The organism is uncultured Chitinophaga sp., from assembly GCF_937898475.1.
Lineage (GTDB): Bacteria > Bacteroidota > Bacteroidia > Chitinophagales > Chitinophagaceae > Chitinophaga.
In genome coordinates this window covers 305,417-323,545 of sequence record NZ_CALEJS010000042.1, presented here as the reverse complement: position 1 = coordinate 323,545, position 18,129 = coordinate 305,417, and the positions used below count along the sequence as shown (strand labels likewise).

General features: G+C 49.2%; 17 protein-coding genes and 1 other RNA gene. 10 read left to right on the top strand and 8 right to left on the bottom strand.

The window, feature by feature from the left end:
- Nucleotide 1: 1 nt before the first annotated feature.
- A complete protein-coding gene (locus tag Q0577_RS27065) occupies nucleotides 2–1,006 on the bottom strand; it encodes a stage II sporulation protein M (protein ID WP_298741993.1) in 1,005 nt (334 codons plus the stop codon).
- A gap of 37 nt (nucleotides 1,007–1,043) precedes the next feature.
- Between Q0577_RS27065 and Q0577_RS27060 the strand changes: the two genes are divergently transcribed.
- Nucleotides 1,044–1,766: an RDD family protein gene (locus tag Q0577_RS27060; RefSeq protein ID WP_298741991.1), complete on the top strand. Its 723-nt coding sequence runs from the start codon at nucleotides 1,044–1,046 to the stop codon at nucleotides 1,764–1,766.
- A 2-nt stretch (nucleotides 1,767–1,768) separates the two neighbouring features.
- Here the strand turns inward: Q0577_RS27060 and Q0577_RS27055 are convergent, their stop codons facing one another.
- Nucleotides 1,769–2,224 carry an RDD family protein gene (locus Q0577_RS27055; protein WP_298741989.1) on the bottom strand — a complete coding sequence of 152 codons (456 nt, stop codon included), beginning with the start codon at nucleotides 2,222–2,224 and terminating at the stop codon, nucleotides 1,769–1,771.
- Between the two features lie 44 nt (nucleotides 2,225–2,268).
- Entirely contained in the window at nucleotides 2,269–2,688 is a 420-nt protein-coding gene (locus Q0577_RS27050) for a DUF5684 domain-containing protein (RefSeq protein ID WP_298741986.1), read from the bottom strand.
- A gap of 189 nt (nucleotides 2,689–2,877) precedes the next feature.
- On the opposite strand from Q0577_RS27050, the gene ffs reads away from it, so the two are divergent.
- From ffs to Q0577_RS27020, 6 genes are all read left to right on the top strand, one after another.
- Nucleotides 2,878–2,977: signal recognition particle sRNA small type (gene ffs / locus Q0577_RS27045), an RNA gene on the top strand.
- A gap of 252 nt (nucleotides 2,978–3,229) precedes the next feature.
- Complete coding sequence (gene fsa / locus Q0577_RS27040; RefSeq protein WP_298741984.1) at nucleotides 3,230–3,883, top strand: fructose-6-phosphate aldolase; 654 nt, start codon at nucleotides 3,230–3,232, stop codon at nucleotides 3,881–3,883.
- Between the two features lie 113 nt (nucleotides 3,884–3,996).
- On the top strand, nucleotides 3,997–5,508 hold the full coding sequence (gene glpK, locus Q0577_RS27035; RefSeq protein ID WP_298741982.1) for a glycerol kinase GlpK: 1,512 nt from the start codon (nucleotides 3,997–3,999) through the stop codon (nucleotides 5,506–5,508).
- 89 nt (nucleotides 5,509–5,597) lie between these two features.
- Complete coding sequence (locus Q0577_RS27030; RefSeq protein WP_298741980.1) at nucleotides 5,598–6,305, top strand: MIP/aquaporin family protein; 708 nt, start codon at nucleotides 5,598–5,600, stop codon at nucleotides 6,303–6,305.
- Nucleotides 6,306–6,384: 79 nt separating this feature from the next.
- Entirely contained in the window at nucleotides 6,385–7,278 is an 894-nt protein-coding gene (locus Q0577_RS27025) for a class I SAM-dependent methyltransferase (protein ID WP_298741978.1), read from the top strand.
- Between the two features lie 229 nt (nucleotides 7,279–7,507).
- Nucleotides 7,508–8,836 (top strand): NAD(P)/FAD-dependent oxidoreductase, encoded by a 1,329-nt coding sequence (locus Q0577_RS27020; protein ID WP_298741977.1) that lies wholly within the window; start codon nucleotides 7,508–7,510, stop codon nucleotides 8,834–8,836.
- Between the two features lie 30 nt (nucleotides 8,837–8,866).
- On the opposite strand, the gene Q0577_RS27015 is transcribed toward Q0577_RS27020, so the two are convergent.
- On the bottom strand, nucleotides 8,867–10,159 hold the full coding sequence (locus Q0577_RS27015) for a DUF5103 domain-containing protein (protein ID WP_298741976.1): 1,293 nt from the start codon (nucleotides 10,157–10,159) through the stop codon (nucleotides 8,867–8,869).
- A 62-nt stretch (nucleotides 10,160–10,221) separates the two neighbouring features.
- Between Q0577_RS27015 and Q0577_RS27010 the strand changes: the two genes are divergently transcribed.
- The gene (locus Q0577_RS27010; protein ID WP_298741974.1) at nucleotides 10,222–11,454 is read left to right on the top strand and encodes an FtsX-like permease family protein; all 1,233 of its coding nucleotides are present in this window, start codon (nucleotides 10,222–10,224) and stop codon (nucleotides 11,452–11,454) included.
- 77 nt (nucleotides 11,455–11,531) lie between these two features.
- On the opposite strand, the gene Q0577_RS27005 is transcribed toward Q0577_RS27010, so the two are convergent.
- A complete protein-coding gene (locus tag Q0577_RS27005; RefSeq protein ID WP_298741972.1) occupies nucleotides 11,532–12,269 on the bottom strand; it encodes an RNA methyltransferase in 738 nt (245 codons plus the stop codon).
- Between the two features lie 44 nt (nucleotides 12,270–12,313).
- On the opposite strand from Q0577_RS27005, the gene Q0577_RS27000 reads away from it, so the two are divergent.
- On the top strand, nucleotides 12,314–14,749 hold the full coding sequence (locus Q0577_RS27000; protein ID WP_298741970.1) for a BamA/TamA family outer membrane protein: 2,436 nt from the start codon (nucleotides 12,314–12,316) through the stop codon (nucleotides 14,747–14,749).
- Here Q0577_RS27000 and truB read toward each other — a convergent pair.
- Nucleotides 14,737–15,429, bottom strand: a complete 693-nt coding sequence (gene truB / locus Q0577_RS26995) for a tRNA pseudouridine(55) synthase TruB (protein WP_298741969.1) — start codon at nucleotides 15,427–15,429, stop codon at nucleotides 14,737–14,739. The genes Q0577_RS27000 and truB overlap by 13 nt on opposite strands.
- Nucleotides 15,430–15,558: 129 nt before the next feature.
- Between truB and Q0577_RS26990 the strand changes: the two genes are divergently transcribed.
- Nucleotides 15,559–16,353, top strand: a complete 795-nt coding sequence (locus tag Q0577_RS26990) for a class I SAM-dependent methyltransferase (protein WP_298741968.1) — start codon at nucleotides 15,559–15,561, stop codon at nucleotides 16,351–16,353.
- A gap of 61 nt (nucleotides 16,354–16,414) precedes the next feature.
- Here Q0577_RS26990 and Q0577_RS26985 read toward each other — a convergent pair whose 3' ends face one another.
- Together Q0577_RS26985 and Q0577_RS26980 are read right to left on the bottom strand one after the other, a co-directional pair.
- A complete protein-coding gene (locus Q0577_RS26985; protein ID WP_298741967.1) occupies nucleotides 16,415–17,155 on the bottom strand; it encodes a shikimate dehydrogenase in 741 nt (246 codons plus the stop codon).
- A gap of 41 nt (nucleotides 17,156–17,196) precedes the next feature.
- Entirely contained in the window at nucleotides 17,197–17,961 is a 765-nt protein-coding gene (locus Q0577_RS26980) for a phosphosulfolactate synthase (RefSeq protein ID WP_298741965.1), read from the bottom strand.
- Nucleotides 17,962–18,129: the final 168 nt, after the last annotated feature.

Genomic DNA, 18,129 nt, shown 5'->3' with positions numbered 1-18,129 from the left:
TTCAGTTGGTTGCCGGAATAGCTTTATCAGGTTTCACCAGTGCGCCGGTGGAAGCGTCCAGCCGGTATCCCTTGCGCTGCACGCATATAGGATATATGATGAAGTAACCGATAATAAAGGACAGTGATAACAGTAATATCAGGAGGCTCAGCCACAGGGGCATGGAAGTATGGCGGGTTACAAATCCTTCCAGGAAAGCCGCCACTACAAATATGGGGATGAGGCTAACGATCACTTTAATACCGTCTTTGGCGGAGCGCTTCAAGGCGTCCATTCTTTTGCGGGTGCCCGGGAACAGCAGGCCGCTGCCCATGATCATCCCGGCGGCGCCTGCAATGACAATGGCTGAGATCTCCAGCGTGCCATGTATCCAGATCACCAGTACAGACTGCCAGCCCAGCCCTTTAGCAAAGAAATAATATTGGAAAGAGCCCAGCATTACTGCGTTTTTAAACAGCAGCCAGAGTGTGCCCACGGTAAAGATGATACCGCCCACAAAACACATCAGGGCCACGTTGATATTGTTGTAGGCAATGTAAAAGAACATTACCCATTCATTACCGCTTTTATATACACCGAAAGGGTCTCCGCTGGAAATATTCTGTTCGGTCATATTTACGTACTCATCGCCCAGGATGCCCCGTACAAACGTTTCGTCATGCGATGCAGAGAAAGCGCCCATAATGGTGAAGAGCAGGAAGTAGGCGAAGGTGAAGAGCAGCAGCCGGTGATGGCGGCGGATCAGCAAAGGCAGCTCGTAGGCCAGGAAGGTGCGCACCCGTCCGGCTTCATCGCGGCGGTTGCGGTAGATATGCTGGTAGATGGCGGCAGCCATCCCGTTGATATACTGGGTTACTTTGCTGAAGCTGTAGAAAGTTTTAGCGTATGCGAGATCGTCCAGCAGACTGGTGAACCGTTCCGCCATTACATCCGGATCATCACTGGGCTCTGCCTGGTAACGCTTCCAGCGGGCCAGGTTCTTTTTAATGAAAGTGGATTCTCTCATACCTGACAAACATATACATTAATTAGTAAATTTGTGCATGACCGCTATAAAAATACCAACTGCTTTCAATATAGACCTTGAATTTGAGGCCGCTGATATCAGCCAGCGTTTTGTGGCCTGGCTGATAGACCTGGGCATACGGATAGCGTGGCTGATACTGGTATGGATTATAGCGGCCAGCTCGTTTTCCGGTACAACGGGCAACATTTTTGCTTTCTGGGCCATTGCCCTGCCGCTGAGCCTTTATTTCCTGGTATTTGAGGTGCTGATGCGTGGACAAACACCCGGAAAAAAAGCCATGAGCCTGAAGGTCGTGAGTATGCTGGGAAACCCGCCCAGCTACAGCCAGCATATGATCCGCTGGGTATTCCGCATTATGGAATCTCCCTTTATTCTCTGGGGCGTTATCCCTATCATTTCTATTGCCCGCTCTAAGTATAATCAGCGGCTGGGCGATGTGGTAGCCGGCACTATTGTAGTGAATACCCGGACAAAAAGCAGCCTGAACGACACCATTTTCCGAGAAGTATCGCAAACGGATTATCAGCCTCATTTTCCGCAGATACTGCGCTTGTCTGACAAAGATCTCAACAAGGTCAGGGAACTGATGGACCGCGCTTTGAAATCAGGCAACCTTGAGCTGGCGGCAAAAGTATCCTACCGTGTAAGGGATGTGCTGAAGATCGAAACGGAAATGGATCACATGCAGTTCCTCGAAACCTTGCTGAACGATTATAATTACTACGTTACGAAAGACTGATCTTAATTTTTCACTACCGTGGTACTTGTCCACTGATCATGCCAGGGCGCCGCGCCGAAGCCTGAAAATGCTTCAAAAGGTACTATACGGCTAAGGCTTCTCACAAAGGCGTCACGGAAGCCGAGCGGTTTGCCATCGTTGGTGACAGCGTGTGTACTGGTGATGAGCTTACCGAGGGTGCGTCCTTTCAGACATGCTTCGGCAAGGGTATAATATATAACCGTGCCCGTGTAGATGAGTAAATAAAACGATATTTTCTCATCCAGGATCCAGCTGTAAGATTCACCCAGCAGGCTCACCATAAAGATACCTGTCAATAATGAAATTGCCAGTGAGGCTACTCTGTCGATAAGATAATTTGCAAGTCTTTGTCCCTGTGATGCGTAATTCAGTACCGCAATCTCATGTATGTCTCCCAGCAGCTCCTCGCTGCCTGTATTCGGATTAACAGATTCCATTGGTATAGTGTGTTTTTGTTTGCACCGTTTTTCCCCCGTACTATTTATTTAACATCCGAGCCGATACTCTGGATCTGATCACCAAGCGATGTGGCGTTGGGATTACCGGCAGGGCCCTGGTACTGGATAGATTTATCAAAGGCCAGGATCGGATAGAAAATGAAACCCAGGAAGATCAGGCCTAAGGTAAAGCCTTCACTTTTGCCAAAGCTTTTGCTGAGCAGGTTGGCAGCCCATATGGCAATCACGAGGTTGACAACAGGGATAAACATCAGCAGCAGCCACCACCAGGGTTTGCCAATAATTCTCATTTGCACGATCACGTTGTAGAGGGGAACGATAACCGCCCATCCCGGCTGACCGGCTTTCTCGTAGATCTTCCAGCCACAATAAATGTAAAAAATCGTGAGTACCAGCCAGAAAAGAAAAAAGCCGGTACCAAAAATCGAGGACGAAGATTCCATAATGTTGAGGTTTTAGGTAAAAAATTAAGGTTGAAAGTAATTCACATTACAAATAAACCACCTTTCTGTCAAATTGTTTACAAATGTATATTATTTTTTTTCGACATATAATATAGACATATGAAAACAGGCAGCTAACATCTTTGCAGTAAAATTTGCATTTTAGCTGAATTCTCTTACCTTTGCATCCGGCAAGTCTTATACGACCAGCTCCTGCTGAACTCCCCCAGGACAGGAATGTAGCAAGGGTAGGCGGTTGTAGCGGTGCGATGTAAGTAACTTGCCGTTTTTTTTTCTTATTCCAGGTCATTAGTTCATATGTCAATAGTCATTCGGGTGGCTATTTACTCCACCTCCTTCCTAATGACCGATGTTCAAATGAACCTGCCTGTAACCGTTACCGTTAAACATTATATTGTCATAGTAGCTATTCCTTGAACGGTATTGATTAAACTGACCTCTTAACAAGTAAATATCTCACATGAAACCTGGCTACTGCAAAGTTCCATGTGATCATTGAATAAAATCAAATATTTCTAACATGAAATTCTTCATAGATACAGCAAATCTCGCACAGATCCAGGAAGCACACGACCTCGGCATTTTAGACGGCGTTACCACCAACCCTTCGCTGATGGCCAAAGAAGGCATCAAAGGTGAAGAAGCTATTCTGAAACATTATGAGACCATCTGCGAAATGGTGAAAGGTGATGTAAGCGCGGAAGTGATCGCTACCGACTTCGAAGGCATCATAGAAGAAGGTAAAAAACTGGCCGCCCTGCACCCCCGCATCGTGGTTAAAGTACCGATGATCAAAGACGGCGTGAAAGCCATCAAATGGTTCACTGAGAACAAGATCAAAACCAACTGTACCCTGGTATTCTCTGCAGGCCAGGCCATCCTGGCTGCCAAAGCAGGCGCTACCTACGTTTCTCCCTTCATCGGCCGTATTGACGACGGTGGCTGGGATGGCGTAGAACTGATTGCACAGATAGCCAACATCTACAACATCCAGGGCTTTAAAACAGAGATCCTGGCAGCTTCCATACGCAGCCCGCTGCACATCATCAAATGTGCTGAAGTAGGCGCAGACGTTTGTACCTGCCCGTTAGAGTCTATCCTCGGCCTGCTGAAACATCCCCTTACAGATATCGGCCTGGCCAAATTCCTGGAAGACGCCAAAAAGACAAGGTAATACCTGATCATATTGCATTTTTAGATGGTGTTCCCCGGTGCCTGTGGTACCGGGGATTTTTTTAGAAAAAATGCCTACCTTAACCCATAAACCATCAGACCACGTTATACGCCATGCAGGGAAAATACATACTATCACTTGACCAGGGCACTACCAGCTCACGCGCCATCCTCTTCGATAACCAGGGCGCCATCACCACTGTAGCACAGAAAGAATTCCGGCAGATCTATCCGCAACCCGGCTGGGTGGAACATGATCCGGTAGAGATCTGGTCTACTCAGGCCAGCGTAGCGGCAGAGGCCATTATTAAAGCAGGACTGGACGGCAGCCACATAGCCGCCATCGGTATTACCAACCAGCGGGAAACCACCATTGTGTGGGACCGTCAAAGCGGCAAACCCGTATACAACGCCATCGTATGGCAGGACCGCCGTACTTCCGCCACCTGCGACCAGCTGAATCAACAGGGCTACGGCCCGCTGGTACAGGAGAAAACCGGGCTCGTAATAGACGCCTATTTTTCCGGCACCAAAATAAAATGGATACTTGACAATGTGCCGGGCGCCAGGGAAAAAGCCGACAAAGGCCAGCTGGCCTTCGGCACTGTAGACAGCTGGCTGATATGGAACTTCAGCAAAGGCAAACTGCATGTAACAGACGTTACCAACGCTTCCCGTACCATGCTGTACAATATCCATACCCTGCAGTGGGACCAGGAGCTTTTAGAACTGCTGGATATACCCGCTTCCATGCTGCCCGAAGTGAAAAGCTCCAGTGAAATATACGGTCATACAGAAGCTACTCTTACTCCCTTCCGTATACCCATAGCCGGTATTGCAGGCGATCAGCAGGCCGCCCTTTTCGGACAAATGTGCATCTCTCCCGGCATGGTGAAAAATACTTACGGCACCGGCTGTTTCATGGTACTGAACACCGGTACAAAGGCTATTCCGTCTAAAAACAACCTGCTCACCACCATTGCCTGGCAGATAAACGGCGAAACCACCTACGCGCTGGAAGGCGGCATCTTCATTGGCGGTGCAGTGGTACAATGGCTCCGCGACGGCCTCGGCATCATCCGCCACTCTGCCGACGTAGAGAAGCTGGCCACCTCTGTTGACAGCAGCGACGGCGTATACCTGGTTCCTGCCTTCGCAGGATTAGGCGCCCCCTACTGGAACCAATACGCCCGCGGCACCATGGTAGGCATGACCCGCGGCACCACCGCCGCCCACATTGCCCGCGCTGCGCTGGAAAGCATCGCCCTTCAGACCCTGGATGTGCTGAAAGCCATGGAAGCCGACGCGGGGATGAATATTCAGGAACTGCGTGTAGACGGCGGCGCCACCGCCAACAATCACCTCATGCAATTCCAGGCAGATATACTCGGCGCTAAAGTGGTACGACCGCACATTACCGAAACTACTGCCCTGGGCGCCGCCTACCTGGCCGGACTTGCAGTTGGTTTCTGGGATAGTATTGACACCATCAGCAGCCAGTGGCAGGTAGACAACACCTTCACTCCTACCATGGACGCCGATAAACGCCACCAGCTCACCAAAGGCTGGCAACGCGCCATCAAAGCCGCTCTGGCCTGGTCACAAAACGATGAACTTAATAATTAATAATTAACAATGAAAATCACAACACCTGTCTTCCATCCTGACACTTGTCACTCCAATTATTAATTCTTAATTATTAATTATTCATTTTTATGTCTCCTTTTATTGCAGAAGTATTCGGTACAGCTCTTCTTATATTACTGGGTGATGGTGTGGTAGCTAATGTGGTGCTTGAAAAAACAAAAGGCGGGCAGTCCTGCTGGATAGTGATCACTATGGGCTGGGCCATGGCTGTATTTACGGGGGTATTTTGCACGGCCAAATTCAGTGGTGCACACCTCAACCCTGCCGTTACCATTGCGCTGGCGGCCGCTGGTAAGTTTGCCTGGGCGCTGGTGCCATCTTATATCCTGGCTCAGGTAGCGGGCGCTATGCTGGGTGCTTTACTGGTATGGCTTTCCTATAAAAAACATTTTGATGTGAGTACGGATGCCGATCTGAAACTGGCGGTATTCTGTACGGCTCCCGCCATCCGCAGCACGGTGCATAACCTGCTCACAGAGATCATCGGCACCGCAGTACTGATACTGGGCGTGTTATACATGGCGGCGCCGGGTGTTGGACTGGGTGCACTGGATGCCTTGCCCGTAGCATTGCTGGTATTGGGCATTGGCCTTTCACTGGGCGGACCTACCGGTTATGCCATCAATCCCGCACGCGATCTGGGTCCCCGTATTATGCACTTCATACTACCTATTCCAGGCAAACGTGACAGCGATTGGGGATATGCCTGGATTCCAATAATGGGTCCTGTAATAGGCGCTTTGCTGGCGGCCGGCTTGTTTCAGCTCTTATTGTGACAAAGTGTATGCGTAAAATGAATGACATGTTTGCATACTGAACATGGCAGTTAGGAAATAAATTTTTAAATTTCCGGCTATGCGCTATGCTAGCAGATCAGCTGTCATTTACGCCTTTTTCCGTGCCGTAGAATCAAGTCGCCCGCCAAACGACCGGCTGTTCTATGACCCACATGCAAAGCTTTTCCTTACACCGATACTGAAAATGTGGGTATGGCTGGCGCGCTTTCCTCTCTTCAGATGGTTTGTGCCCTGGTATGTGGATCTTCGCTGGCCGGGCTCCATTACCTCCGTAGTGGCGCGTACCCGCATGATTGACCTGATGGCGCTGGAAGCCATCGAAAAACATAAAGTATACCAGGTCATTATATTGGGCGCCGGCTACGAAACCCGTGCATACCGCCTTACACAAATGGGCGTAAAAGGCGTACAGTTTGTGGAAGTAGACCGCCGTATGACGCAGGAAAGGAAAAAAGATCTGCTGCTGAATATCCCCGCATCAGACAAACCGGATATACCGCTGGATTATATTGCCCTCAACTTCAGGGAAGAAAGCCCGGAAGAAGTGATTCCGCAACTACTGCAACAAAAGCATTACAAAACACTGATCATCTGGGAAGGCGCTGTTAACAATCTCACCGCCTCTATCGGCAATACCATGTTCCGCTATTTTCAAAACTACCCCTCCGGCACCCGCATCATCTTCAACTTTGTAGACGCCCGGATGAAAGAAAACCCGCGCAGCTTCTACGGTGCTACCAGTGTTATGCGCATGCTGAAACAGATGAACGAAGAATGGGATACCGGCCTCGTTCCCGAATCCCTGGGCGAGTTCCTGGACAAATACAACATGCGGCTGCTCTACAATGAAAACGCTACCGTTTACAGGCGCCTCTACACAGGCAAACGCAATGGCGGCAGAAAGATGAGAGGGTACGAGTTTCTCCGCCTGGCAATGGCTGAACTCAAGTGAAATACCAAAATCCAAAATCCAAATACCAAATTCCAAAGGCGGACAACTGTCAGAAGTAACAGGAAAGTCCTGTTTGTCTGCATACCCAATTTGGATTTTGGAATTTGGTATTTGGTATATGGTATTTGGAATTTAAACCTATGTTTCATTATTTTCTGAAAGTTTAATAACTTTGTAAAACACCAGAGCTGGTACAGCATTTGTCGCCGGTTCTATTAAATCATTACTTATGATGCAGCCCAATATTCCGGAAACCGGTCTTCCCAGGGTGATTATTGTTGGAGGTGGATTTGGAGGCATTAACCTGGCTAAACAATTGAAAAACGCCCCCCTGCAGGTAGTGCTGCTGGACAGGAACAATTATCACCTCTTTCAACCGCTGTTATACCAGGTTTCCACTGCAGGGCTCGAACCCGATAGTATTGCCTTTCCCCTGCGCGGCATTTTCGGGAAGCAGCAAAACTTTCACTTCCGTATGGCAGAGGTAAAAGGCGTAAGAACCGCCGAACAGATACTGGAAACAGGTATCGGCGATCTCCATTACGACTATTTAGTGATCGCTACAGGCAGTAATACCAACTTTTTCGGTAATAAGCTCGTGGAAGAGAACGCCATCGGCATGAAATCGCTGATAGAGGCCGTGCAGATCAGGAACTATGTGATCAAACAGTTTGAAGAAAGCCTGCTGATATCCGACAAAACAGCCATCAAGGCCAAACTCACCTTTGCGGTCGTAGGCGCAGGGCCCACCGGCGTAGAAATGGCCGGAGCCATCTCTGAACTACGCAAACATATCCTTCCGCATGATTATCCTGAGCTGCCGGCAGACTGTATGGATATTTACCTGATAGAAGCCGGGCCGCGTATCCTGCCCGCCTTTAGCGAAAGCTCTTCCAACAAGGCATTGGAGGGACTGCAAAAGCTGAACATTAAAGTATTGCTCAATACCGCCGTAAAAGATTACGACGGACAAACACTGCTGCTGGGCAATGGCGAACAGATCGCTACGCATTCGCTGATATGGGCCGCCGGTGTAAGAGGCATGGCTATCAACGGACTGCCCAAAGAATCAGTATTGCCCAATGGCCGTATTATAGTGAATGAGTTTTGCCAGGTGCAGGGCTTTACCAACATCTTCGCCATTGGCGATATCGGGTATATGACCAATGATCAGCGCTACCCCAGAGGTTATCCAATGGTGGCCCAGGTAGCCATCCAGCAGGGCAAGCTCGTTGCGGCCAACCTGAAAAGATCACTGCGGCAACAACCTATGCAGGGCTTTGTTTATAAAGACCTGGGCAGCCTGGCCACTATCGGCCGTAATAAAGCAGTAGCAGAGATCGGGAAAATGAAATGGAGCGGGCGCTTTGCCTGGTTCATCTGGATGGTGGTACACCTTATGAGCCTCCTGGGCTTCCGCAATAAAATGGTGGTGTTCATCAACTGGTTTTACCGCTACTTCACTTTTGACAGGGGCACCCGCATCATCATTAAACGCGGAGCTGCCAATATTGTGAAACTACGGCAAAGCGTGTTGGAAGAGCAAGTGATTAAATAGCAGTTAGCTGGTAGCTGGTAGCTAGCACTGCTATTTGCTTCTATTCAGCATACTATTCAGCGTAGCCATGCCTACCAGCTCGTCTGAACGGCCGCCTAATGGCCTGAAGTAGATCAGTATGGTATAGTTATTTTCGGCTTCCCAGTGGTTGCCTTCTGTATACTCGGTGCTGAACTTGCTGTTGGGAACTGTTTTATCTATCAGCCCGTAGATGTAGTTATAAAAGCCCTGTTTCAGGAACAGCGTTCCTTCATAAGCCCCCGTGGATGGATTGTACACCATCTTATTGCTTTCATTGCATTCATAGCTGGTCAGCTCTCCGAATATGTACATATCATAACCCGCGTAGGGTTCTCTTGAAGGATAGGTAAAGTGAACCGCTGCATAATCACCTTCAAAATTGGGATCATAATTATCCAGCGTAGCCAGCTGGTAACGCCCGTTAATATCCTTGATATACTGGTAGATACTGTTGCCCCGTTCGGGATCAGGTTTTACGTAAATGTCCGTACCATTGCGCCGGTAATCAGAGTGGTCTACGCGTTCAGTCTGCAGGCGGAAACTGCGCAGATCCACCCAGCGCCATTCTTTCATAGCCGGAAATATGCAATCCACTTCTGTATTATACACAATCTCATTACCCCGCAGGAACATCGGTTTTATATTGTGAATGGCATTGTCCCAGCGATAGTTCTGAAGAATATACACCTTCACCTGGTCAAAGGGATTATTGATATTCAGTCCGGCGGTATTAACAGTAAAATTTACTTTCTGACTGGTGCGAAACAGCTTGGGACTTACCGGTTGCTGTATAAAGCCCGCCACACCGGCTTTATTATCTACCACCAGCATACGGCGCGTAAAGGCCAGCTGGGTGGTATCGCTATCCAGGTACACCATCAACAGGTAATTACCTGCTTTCTTGGGTGTACTGTTGGCAGCAGGTACAGCCACCGTATAATGCGTATATTTCTGCAAGGCGATGCTGGAAAAACGATAGTTCTGTATGCGGTTCTCAGAAAATCCCTGCAGGTAATCAAAAGTGTTTACCTGTGCGCGGGACCAGTCTGCATTGCAAAGCACGAAAGTGAAATAGTAATTCTTCGTGTCGTTATCCATATCATCAAAGCTCAGCTCCAGCTGGTCGCCTCCCCCACGTGTAATAACGGGAAGGCTCAGCGGATCGCCGGGAGGATGGAACTTAACGGATCTGATATTGTTATAGTAGATATGGTCCGGCGATACCGCGTTTTCCTGTGCAGCGGCATAGTAAGTGTTCAACAGTTGCCCTGCCAGCAGCAGGAGTAAACAGCGTATCTTCATAATACTCAAATAGCAGGTTTAAGTTACGATTATTTTACTTTTTTCCGTTTCTTCGTATTATCATGCGTTTATCTTTCTTTATTGCCAGGCGGATCGCATTTAACAAGGGTTCCTCCTTTTCAAGGTTCATCATCAACATAGCCATTATAGCTACTGCTATCAGCGTAGCGGTAATGATACTGGCTACTGCGCTGGTGAACGGCTTTCAGCAGGTGATACAGGAGAAGATATTCAGCTTCTGGGGGCATATACACATTACACAATACCAGCCTAATGCCGGACCGCTCACCGAACAGATCCCCTTTCCGGATGATACTGCCCTGCTGCACCAGCTGCACAGCACACCGGGCATCACCTTTGTAAATGCCTACGCTACCAAATCAGCCATCCTGAAAGCAGAGAAAGATATTGAAGGCGTGATATTCAAGGGAGTGGATGCACATTACGACTGGCAGCAGCTGCAGCGTTTCCTGGTACAGGGCAGCCCCCTGAAATATACAGACAGCAGCTATTCTCCCGAAATAGTGATCTCTGAAAGCATGGCCAGAGAGCTGCGCCTGCAGCTGAATGATAAGGTGATCGTATATTTCATACAGGGTGGCGGACTACCGCCCCGCGCCCGTAAGTTAACGGTAACGGGCATATACAAAACCGGTATTGAAGAATATGACAAGACTTATGTGATCGGCGATCTTGACCTGATCCGCAAGCTGAATAACTGGGGCGCTACCGATATCGGGGGCTATGAAGTATTTACCGCCAACTATAAACAAATGGACGATATCGGCCTGCATCTGGATAATATAGTGCCCGAAAAACTGTTTGTACGCACCATCCGCGATATCTATCCCAACATCTTTGACTGGCTCAGGTTACAGAACAAAAATGAGCTGATCATCCTTGTTATCATGACCATTGTAGCGGTGATCAACATGATCACCGCTATCCTGATACTCATACTGGAACGTACCAATATGGTGGGCATACTGAAAGCCCTGGGCATGCGCAATACAGGCATCCAGGAAATGTTCCTGTTCCAGGCCGCCTACATTGTGCTGATAGGCCTTGCCATTGGCAATACCCTGGGCCTTGGCCTGGCAGTCCTGCAGCAGCAGACAGGTTTCTTCAAACTGCCTGAAGAATCGTATTATATGTCTGTAGCCGCCATAGATCTTCGCTGGCACGAAATAGTGCTCATCAACATCTGCACCTTCCTGATCTGTGTATTTGTATTATTGCTACCTTCTTTAATTATCCGCAGGATCACACCGGTGAAGGCGATACAGTTTAAATAGCTAGTTTTAGCTGTAGCTATTGAAGCGATAATTACCTCCGGGAAAATCACTAATAGCTAACAGCTAACAGCCAACAGCTATATCAGAAGCCTTCCACAAATAATGCCGGTGGCAACAGCTGCATTCAGTGATTCGGCGCCACCCAGGCGGGGGATGGTGATGTGGTGGGTGCTGAGGTCTATTATTTGCTGACTGAGGCCGCGGGATTCATTGCCGATCAGGAGGATACCTTCTTTAACCCGCTCAAATGCGGTAATGTCACGGCCATGCAGGGTGGCGGCGTAGCCGGGCACATCGCTGGTTTTCAGCAGCTCAGCAATATCATGGATGATAACCTGCACACGGGCAAAGCTGCCCATGGTAGCCTGAATGGTTTTGGGGTTGTAGGTATCTACGCAATCCGGTGAGCAGTATATGCTGCTGATACCAAACCAGTCGGCTATACGAATGATGGTGCCCAGGTTACCGGGATCCTGGATGGTTTCCAGCGCGAGCGATACGGTACCGGTGAGCGGCGCGGGGGCTGTGGCAGGCGGTATGTCCAGCAGGGCAATGGCCCTGTTAGGTGTAGTGAGGGCCGAGAGCTGTTTCAGCACCTGGGGTTCCACCACTGTTACCGCTACCCCGGAAAGCTTTGCCAGCAGCGCTTCCTGTTCATGTACCCAATCATCAGTAGCATACACCTCCCGTGCAAGCCCGCCGGTGAGCAGCTCCAGCACTATCTTATCTCCTTCTGCCGTGAACTGGCCGGATATTTGACGGTTTTTTTTATGCTGTAATGATTGAATATACTTAATTTGCGCCTTTGATAACATGGGGTCAAAACTATTTAAAAAATATCATAATTGTTTTCATCGAAATGCAGCCGCCACATAGTTCCTCCTTTCTTAACCTGAACTATACAGTATTACTGATTGCCCTGTTAATGCTGACGGCCTGCTCCAACACCAAATACCTCCAGAAGCACCAGCAACTGTATACTACCGTCTCCGTCAAAGTGAAAGGCGAAGGACTGGTAGCCGCCGAAAGGCAGGACATCCGTAGCTCCCTGACCTCCAAATCGCTGATGCTGCAACAGCCCAACTCAAAATTCATGGGCACACGGATAAAGACCTTTCTTTACAACCAGAAATACAACGAGAAAAAATCCAACTGGTTCTGGAACCTGGTACTGGCGCCCCGAAACCTCGAAGCCCCCGTTATCTATGATTCCATCAAAACAAAAGAATCTGTTAACCGGATGGTGAGTTACCTGAACAACCAGGGCTATTTTTACGCCACCGCCTCGTATACGGAAAAGATCAAACGCCAGAAAGCCAGTATCACCTACCAGATCAACACGGGCAGAAACTTTATCATCAACAACGTTTACTACGATGTGCAGGATTCCGCCATTCTTAAACTGGTAAAGGCTTCGCAACCATTCTCCCTTATAAAAAAGAATACGCCTTACAAGCAGGAATCGCTGATCAGTGAAAGGGAACGCCTGATGCGCCTGGCTAAAGACGCCGGCTACTACAAGTTTTCCCGCGATGCCATCGAATTTGAAATAGACACCCTTCATAAAGCACTGTTCCGCAACCCGCTGAACCCTTTTGAAGGCATCTCCAATATATTCAGTGAAAGACGGGGACTGGAAAAGCCGACCATGGACATTACCGTGCGCATTAAGAACCCGGAGGATAGTCTTGGCCGCTGGGAAGTGTACCGTATTGACTCCATCTTCGTATACCCGGATTTCCCACTCAGCGCCAACCCCGCCGATACTTCCTTTAAATCAGATACCAGGAAATATATCACCATCCGGTCAAGAACGGAATATCTCCGCCCCAGGGTGTTATCCCGCTCGGTACTGCTGCGTAAGGACGACCTGTTCTCCCAGCAGCAGCAAACCAATACCATTAACCGCCTGTATGACCTGGGCGTATGGAACTCCATCAGCCTGCAATACCGGGAAAAGAAAGACACGGCCAACAAGCTGGACGCCTACCTGTTCCTGACGCCCAAACGCAGACAGGAGCTGGGCGCCAACTTTGAGGTAAGCACCAGTAGCGATTACCTGGTGGGTAGCGGCATCAGCCTCAACTACCGGCATCTGAACCTGAACAGGTCTGCCAACCAGCTGAGTGTGAGCCTGAACGCAGGTATAGAGACCATCCGTGACCAGCTGGACAATTTTGTAGTACAGGCCAAACAGTTCGGCGTACAGGTAGATCTTACCTTCCCGCGCTTTATCGCGCCTTTCCGCATCCGGCAGAGCAACCGCTCTTCCATGCGTACGCGCCTGACAGCCGGTTTTGACTACCTGTCCAGGATTGACCGCTTCAAGATCAGTAACATCAACGCCTCTTTCGGATACGAGTGGAACGAGTCTGCCTACAAACGCTGGATCGTAAAACCCATCTCCCTGAACTACGTAGGCGTTAGCCTGGACCCTGACTTCAGGGACACCGTTGTAAACAAGAACCCTTACCTGAAAAGAAGTTTTGAACCGGCTTTCATCGGCGGCGAGAACATCACCTTCATCTTCAGCAATAACGACATCTTTCATAAACGCCATAATTCCTACTTCCGCGCCAACCTGGAAGAATCAGGCCTTTGGCTCAATGGTCTCAACAGCATTGCAGGCACGATCTCCGGTCACAGAAGCGACCTGGAATCTGTAACAGGGCTTACCATTTCCAACTATATAAAGCTGGAAGCAGATTACCGCCACTACTGGAACTTTAACCTGCATGCTTCCCTGGCCACCCGTGTGTATGCAGGGGTGGGAGTGCCCTACAGCAAATCGCAGGTACTGCCCTACATACGGCAGTTTACAGCCGGCGGCCCGATGAGCATCCGCGCCTGGCGGCTGCGTACACTGGGACCGGGCTCCTATAAAGACAGCTCTGAGATTGCACGGATCTTTCCCGACCAGACAGGCGACATGAAGCTGGAAGGCAATATAGAACTGCGTTTTGACCTCATCCGCATGTTCAGGGGCACCATCAACCTGAAAGGCGCCACCTTCCTGGATATTGGTAATATCTGGATGATGAGTAAAGATCCCGCCCGCCCTGGTAGCGAATTTCACCTCAGCACCCTGTATAACGACCTGGCCGTGGGCACAGGCGCCGGTTTGCGGCTGGATTTCAACTACTTCCTGGTAAGACTTGACTGGGGCATTCCGCTGAAAGTACCCTATTACACCGGGCAGCGCCATGGTTGGTACATCAGCGAATGGGATTTGGCCGATAAAAAGTGGCGAAGGGAAAATATCATCTGGAACATAGCCATCGGCTATCCGTTCTGATCTTGTTTGAATTTGTCTATAAACGCATTCACTTCTACCGCATCTGATAATTTAAACTCCCCGATACGTGTTCTGCATAAACTGCTGAGATAAGCCCCGCAACCCAGCGCAGCACCGAAATCATTGGCCAGCGAACGGATATAGGTACCCGTACTGCATACCACCCGGAAAAACACCAGCGGCATCTCAATCTTTGTTAATTCAAATTCTTTGATGAAGATACGGCGAGGCTCCACCTTTACTTCCACCCCTTTACGGGCCAGGTGATAAATGGGTTTTCCGTTCTGTTTAATGGCAGAATGTATGGGCGGCATCTGCTGCTGCTCTCCCATAAAACGTGCAGTAGTGGCGTGTAGCAGCGCTTCGTCTATTCCTGCGGTATCCTTATGCTGCTCCGGTTCAGATTCGAGGTCAAAAGTGGGGGTAACGGCGCCCAGCGTAAATGTACCGGTGTATTCTTTTTCCTGGGCCTGGTATTCATTGATCTTCTTCGTCATTTTACCGGTGCAGCAGATCAGCAGCCCGGTGGCCAGCGGATCCAGCGTACCCGCATGTCCTATTTTTGCTTTGGTCGTATTCCTGATCTTGCGAACTACATCGAAAGAGGTCCAGTGCAATGGTTTATTAACCAGCAGCACCTGTCCTTCCTGGTAGATATTCTTTTCCTGGTGTTGATTCATGGTGCAAAGATAGCCTTTAGCTATTAGCTTTTAACGGTCAGCCCGTTGTCATCGATAGCTAAAACCCAACAGCTATAGGCTAACAGCTTACACGCAAAGTATTTGACATTTTTGTTATTTTAGCGCCTTATGGCTTTACAACAACATAAAGACGCCAACATCAGATACCAGCAGCAGGTAGATAATTCCCGCACTTACGTGATCCCTTTCATTGAACAGGCCATGCCTGTAACAACAGGTTTACGTGTCATGGAAATAGGCTGCGGCGAAGGCGGCGTACTCACCCCCTTTCTCGAAAAAGGCTGTGCGTGCGTTGGGGTGGATCTTGACCCGGTGAGGATCGTACTGGCCAATGAATTTTTAAGCACTTATGTGAACAGCGGCCAGCTCCGCCTGATCACTAAAAATATTTACGACGTTGATTTCCTCGGAGAGTTCCGCAACGCTTTTGACCTGATCATCCTGAAAGATGCCATAGAGCATATTCCCGATCAGTCAAAGATCATCGGCTACCTGAAAAACCTGTTAACACCCAGGGGACAGGTATACTTTGGTTTCCCGCCCTGGTACATGCCGCATGGCGGCCACCAGCAGATCTGCAGCAGCAAAATGCTGAGCATGATGCCATATATTCACCTGTTGCCCAAGCCCCTGTACCGCTCTTTGCTGAAAGCCGGCGGTGAGCACGACAGCACCATACAGGAGCTGATGGAAATAAAAGATACAGGTATTTCCATTGAGCGCTTTGAAAGGATTGTACGGCAGCAGGGGTTTAGTGTTACGCTGAAACAACATTATCTCATTAATCCTATCTATAAATACAAATTTGGCCTGCAGCCACGCAGGCAATGGGCACCGGTAACGTATATACCGTTTTTCAGGAATTTTGTGACTACCTGTGTGTATTATTTGGTGAAGCCTTAGGGTAATGGGGGTTCTTCTGCAGGATAAATTAGTCCGGAATCCGTAATAAATTGGTAGCCCCCTACCCCCGCTCATTCCATATATCCCAGCTTGCTTCCGCCTGCAGCACCAGCATCTCATATCCGTTCTTAACTGCTGCGCCCTTAGCTGCGCCCTGCTGCAGGAACAACGTCTCCGCGGGATTGTAGATCAAATCGTATAGCAGATGACGTTTGGTAATAAGATCATACGGGATCGGTGGCGCCGCATCAACTTCCGGGTACATACCCAGCGGGGAAGTATTGATGATGATCGTATGCGCCGTCATAATATCCTTGTCCAGCGTATCATAGGTAATAACCCCCTGCTGCGCATTGCGGCTCACCACGGTAAAAGGAATATTCAGCTCCTGCAGCACAAACATTACCGCTTTGGCGGCTCCGCCGGTGCCCAGTACCAGGGCATTGGTATGATGGGGTTTTAACAAAGGCTGCAGGGATCTTTTAAAGCCCATTACATCCGTGTTAAAACCAATGCGTATACCTTCGTGAAACTGGATGCAGTTTACGGCCTTTATCTGCTCTGCCGCCGGACTCAGTTCATCCAGCCATGGCAGCACCGCTTCTTTATAGGGGATGGTCACATTCAGTCCCCGCAAACCGGGATGCTGCTCCAGCAAAGCAGGGAACTGGCTGATATTTTCCAGGGGGAAATTTTCATATATGCAGTCATTAATGCCCTCCTTCCGGAATTTCTCCGCAAAGAACCCTTTGGAGAAGGAATGACTTAAGGGGTGGCCAATCAGGCCAAATATTTTCATCATCAATTATGAATTATCAGGTTCCGCATACCCGCTGCATACCCCTACTCCTTATCCAGGAATAAGTGGAAAGTATCACCCCGCAGTCCGATACGCATGGCTTCCAGCGAAATCACCTCATGCGGCGCCAGGTTGCCCAGGTTGGCATTACAGCCGATCAGCTCCAGGAAGTACAGCTGCTGCGCCTTCTGAGGAGCTTCCCAGATGATCTTTTCTGCCGGTATCTGGGTCAGGATCTCCTGCACCAGGCCTTCCCGCACCTCGCCGGAACCACGGTAGATGCCCACATTACCGCTTTCACGCGCTTCGGCAATCACATAACTGGCGCCCGCGTTCAGTTCAGCGCTCATCAGTTCAATCCATTTATAAGGCGGGATGATGTGTTCTGCATCTTTTGAACCCACCTCGCTGAGCACCAGGCCCAGCTTGGCCAGCTTCTCAATATAACCGCATTTTTCTGCATGCGGGATGGTGATAGAGCCGTCGGATACCTCCATATAGGTGATACCGTAGTCTTTTACCACCTTGATATATTCATCCAGCTGGTTACGCACCAGGAAAGCTTCGAAAAGCGTGCCGCCAAAGTATACAGGGATATTATGGGACTGGTACAGCTCAATCTTTTCACGTAGCCGCGGAGTAACGAAAGAGGTGCCGAAGCCCAGCTTCAGTACATCTACGTGCGGCGCTGCCACTGACAAAAAATTCCTTGCTTCTTCCAAACTCAGGCCTTTATCCATTACCATGGTCAGGCCATGCTTACGGGGCTTTTTTGTCCGGTCAGGGATCTGTGTAAGATTAAAGTTCATCGCTCAGTTATTTGTCTTTAAGCCAAATCGGGTACCAAATTATAAAACCGGCGCAAAAATAAGAACTATCTTTAATTTATAATGAGCAAAAACGCTTAAGGCTGAATGCGAAACGATGAACGCTGAACGCAGCATGCCGGATGCTGAATCCCGGGCACATAACGATCT